The following is a 3937-nucleotide window of genomic DNA, read 5'->3' as shown; positions in this document are numbered from 1 at the left end:
CCGCGCGCCTCGTTTGTCACCGGCTCGCTGGCGATGGTGGACGGGGGATGGGTCGCCTATGGGGGCTGGTGACATTCCGGTGAAGCCGGGACGCCGGTACACCGTGGCCGCGCTCGAGCGCGGGCTGGACATCCTCGAGACGCTCGCGGACAATCGCGCGGCGACGCTCGGGGAAGTGACGTCGCGGACGCGCATGCCCAAGACGACCGCGTTTCGCCTGCTGGCGACGCTCCAGGCCCGGGGCTTCGTCGAGCGGACGCCGGCCGGGACCTACCAGCCGGGGCTGCGGCTCATCCAGTTGGCCCAGGTGACCCACGCCGCCGCCGATCTCCGCCGCGTCACCCAGCCGTACCTGGCGCGGTTGCATGACCTCTCACAGGATACTGTCAACCTCGCGATCTGGCGCGACCGCGCGCCGCTCTACCTCGAGGTGCTGCCCAGCCCGCGTCCCCTGCGTTTTGTCGAAGCCCCGGGCAGCCACGCCCCGCTGCATGCCACCGCCCTGGGCAAGGCGATCGCCGCGCACCTGCCGGAGGGAGAGCTCATCGCCATCCTGAAGGAGGCCGGCCTGCCTCGCTTCACGCCCCGAACAATCACGACGATCTCGCGTCTTCTCCTGGAACTCCGCAAGGTCCGGGAGCGCGGCTATGCGATCGATCGTCAAGAACAGGACATTGGCGCGGTATGCATCGCGGCGCCGATCTTCGACGCCCAGGGGGTGGTCGGCGCGGTGAGCATCGCCGCGCCCGCGGCGAGGATGGAGGGCCGCCGCCTTGCCGGCCTCATCCCCGAAGTGCTCGACGCGTGCGCAGGAGTCTCCGACACTCTTGGACACCGGGTTCGCACCGGCGCAGCCGTGGCCTCACCCCGCCGGAGGCGGTGATCCTCTGCGGATCGCGGTCGGCTCCCTCAAGCAGGAAAGCAATACGTTTTCGCCCGTCACGAGCGACCTGGATTTCTTCGATGCGGACACCCGGCTGAGCGGTGAGGCGATCCTCCCGTTTGCCCGGCGGGCGCGCATCGAGCTCTCGGGGTTCTTGGATGCGCTGGACGCCGAGCGCGCCATAGCGGTTCCCCTCGTAGCCGCGCACGCCTGCTCGGGCGGACCTCTCATCCGCGCGGCGTTCGATACCCTGCTCGAGGATTTGTTGCGACGGCTCCGCGAGGAGCTGCCGGTGGACGCGGTCCTGCTGGCCCTCCACGGCGGGCTTGTGCTGGAAGACGACCCCGACGCCGAAGGGCTGATCTTGCACGCGGTCAGAGAGGTTGTGGGATCACGGATCCCGGTCGCGGCGAGCCTGGACCTGCATGGCCACATCACCCCGCGAATGGTCGCCCACGTCGACATTCTGGTCGGCTACAAAAAATATCCACATACCGATATGTACGAGACCGGTGTCCGAACGGCGCGGCTGCTCCTGGACCGCCTGGCGAATCGCATCCATCCCACGATGGCCCTGGCGAAGCGGCATATGATCCTCAGTCCGGTGCGCACGAACACGGACGTCCCGCCGTTTAGGGATCTCATGGCCAAGACGGATGCGCTGGCGGCCGGAGGGCGGGTGCTCGCGGCCTCGCTGTTCCCCGTGCAGCCGTGGCTCGACGTCCCCGACCTCGGCTTCGCCTCCCTCGTCGTTACCAACGACGACCCGGAAGGTGCCCAGCGGATCGCGGACGCGCTGGCGGACCAAGCCTGGGCGCGGCGTGCCGAATGCGACCCGCAACTCGTCCCGCTTGAGGAAGCGATCGGCCGGGCGCTCCGTGCGGAGCACGGGCCCGTTGTGATCGGCGACTCGGGCGACGCCCCCAGCGGTGGAGCGCCGGGCGACAGCAATGCGGTGCTGGCCGGGCTGTTCGCCCACGGGGTCGACCGATCCGGCCGTACGGCCCTCCTCACGCTTGTCGATGCTCCCGCGGTGCAGGCCGCTCACGCCGCAGGAGTCGGTGCTCGGCTGACGCTGCCGCTCGGCCACAGCGTCAGCGTTTCGCACGGTCAACCGATTCCTCTCGCGGGTGTGGTGCGAACACTAGGGGACGGGCGCTACCGGATCACCGGGCCCGGCAATGCCGGCGTCATCGTCAGCATGGGGCGGACCGCCGTCATGGCGAGCGGCGGGATCCACGTCTTCCTGATGGAACGCCCCACGATCGAGTGGGACCCGGGGCTCTATCGGTCGATCGGGCTGGAGCCGCAAGACGCCGATCTCGTCTTCGTGAAGTCCCCGTCCCATTTTCGCGTTGCGTACGGGCCCCTTGCGTCGGATCTCATCATGGCCGAGACGCCCGGGTGCACCAACTGCAATATGCGGGCGCTGCGGTTCCAGCACGCAACCCGTCCGCTCTACCCCCTCGACGAGTAACGAACGGCAGGCGCCCGGCGCCGGACCGGCTTCGATGGCGTGCGGCCCTCTGTCCGCGGTGGTGGGAAGCGCGCGGGCAGTCCGTCCGCCACGACCTGGAAGAGCGCCTCGGCATCCGCCAGACCAGGGAGACGATGTCGACCCAGGCTGCGGAAGCGGATGCCGGTCGGTGCCGATCCCCCGACCGCTGCCCTTGTCTCTCCGGAAATGACGATCTGTCCCCCATGGGCCGCCGCGCAGACGCGAGCCGCCGCGTGGACGGCCAGACCGATGTACCCGACATCGGTGAGGGTGGGACGGCCGCTGTGGATCCCGATGCGGACCCGAACTTCGGCAGCGGGCCTGCGTCGTTCGTGGAGCGCACGCTGAATGGCCGCCGCCGCCTCGACGGCGCCGACGGAGCGCTCGAAGACCGCGAAGAACTCGTCGGCACGCGCGTCGATCTCGCGGCCGCCCGCGCGCGACACCGCTGCCCGAAGGGTGCCTCGCACGCCGTCCAGTAGATCGCCGTAGCGGTCACCCAACCGCTGGAGGAGGGCGGTGGAGGCTTCCATGTCGGTCATCAGGAGCGTGACGAACCCGGTGGGGAGCGCCGCGGCATCGGTGGCTGTTGCCTGAACCTGGCCATATGCACGGTCGTGTTCGACGACGAAGCGCACCGCGGCCAGCACGGTCTCCACGAGATCCGGATCATCGAGAACCGCCGGATCGTGCACGAGCGCGGTCATGGGCCGACCGTGGCGCTCGAGATAGGTCACTACGCGCGGCTCGTCTTCGGCGGGCAGCGCGACCGGTTTGCCTTTGCCGTCGAGGTACGCCCCGGAGGCGTCCGACCAATGGAGGACGGTGAGGGCCGGGTCCCGCAGGACGCCTCGCAAGCGCTGTTCGAGTTCGCCGGGAGCCCCGTTCCGGCCCAACTCGATCACGAGGCGACCGGCCGCCGCGTGTCTCTGCTCGTATTGCAGCTGACCGGTGATGAACCCGACGGGCACAATGCTATACTTTTTCGCTGCATTCAGCAGCCGCTTGCGGGCGCGCTCCCGCGCGGCATCGTCCTCGAAGATGACCTGATTGAAGCGGGCGAGCGCGTTCCGCACGTGCGCCTCGTCGTGGATCGGCAGGCGCCTCCGGCCGCGAGCGTCGACGTACGCGAAGGCGCTGGCCGGGAGGCGGGCCCGCTTGCGGGCGTCGAGCCGGGACATGCCCCAACAATACCCTTTTGCCACACGCGCGTCTACGCGGACGGTACCCCTCTCGCGCACACGGATCCCGGTGTCCAACGACCTCACTTTACCGTGGCACACCTTAGGTTCTTAAAATTCCGTGTCAGCATCAACGGGGACAAGGCGACATGAGGTCAGCGGATGGTGATCTCGCCCATGTCGATGGCGACCAGCAGCGGCTCCGGGACGAGCTGGTAGTCGCCCTGCCAGGCATAGCCCCGTCGCGTGGTGGGGATGATGATGCCGTCGACGTCGCGGTAGTCGGTGGCGTAGAGCAGCCCGGTCGCCCCGCCGAGGATGTCGATGGTGAAGTCATGGCGGCGCAGCAGCCCGTCCGGGCCGAAGCACGAGATC

Annotated in this window: 4 protein-coding genes; 2 read left to right on the top strand and 2 right to left on the bottom strand. The window is 69.0% G+C overall.

The features are described 5' to 3' along the window. The first annotated feature begins 58 nt into the window (after window positions 1-58). The gene (locus VFP86_02975) at window positions 59-883 is read left to right on the top strand and encodes an IclR family transcriptional regulator (protein HET8998590.1); all 825 of its coding nucleotides are present in this window, start codon (window positions 59-61) and stop codon (window positions 881-883) included. Next, on the top strand, window positions 828-2360 hold the full coding sequence (locus tag VFP86_02970) for a M81 family metallopeptidase (GenBank protein ID HET8998589.1): 1533 nt from the start codon (window positions 828-830) through the stop codon (window positions 2358-2360). The genes VFP86_02975 and VFP86_02970 overlap by 56 nt, the downstream gene beginning before the upstream one ends. On the opposite strand, the gene VFP86_02965 is transcribed toward VFP86_02970, so the two are convergent. Next, window positions 2342-3562 carry an adenylate/guanylate cyclase domain-containing protein gene (locus VFP86_02965; protein HET8998588.1) on the bottom strand — a complete coding sequence of 407 codons (1221 nt, stop codon included), beginning with the start codon at window positions 3560-3562 and terminating at the stop codon, window positions 2342-2344. The genes VFP86_02970 and VFP86_02965 overlap by 19 nt on opposite strands. Before the next feature lie 155 nt (window positions 3563-3717). Continuing rightward, a partial coding sequence (locus VFP86_02960) for a hypothetical protein (protein HET8998587.1) occupies window positions 3718-3937 on the bottom strand: 220 nt, incomplete at its 5' end.

The organism is bacterium (genome assembly GCA_035703895.1).
Classification (GTDB): Bacteria; Sysuimicrobiota; Sysuimicrobiia; order Sysuimicrobiales; family Segetimicrobiaceae; genus Segetimicrobium.
Note: the sequence above shows the minus strand (reverse complement) of the source record. Positions and strands in the feature narration are given on the sequence as shown.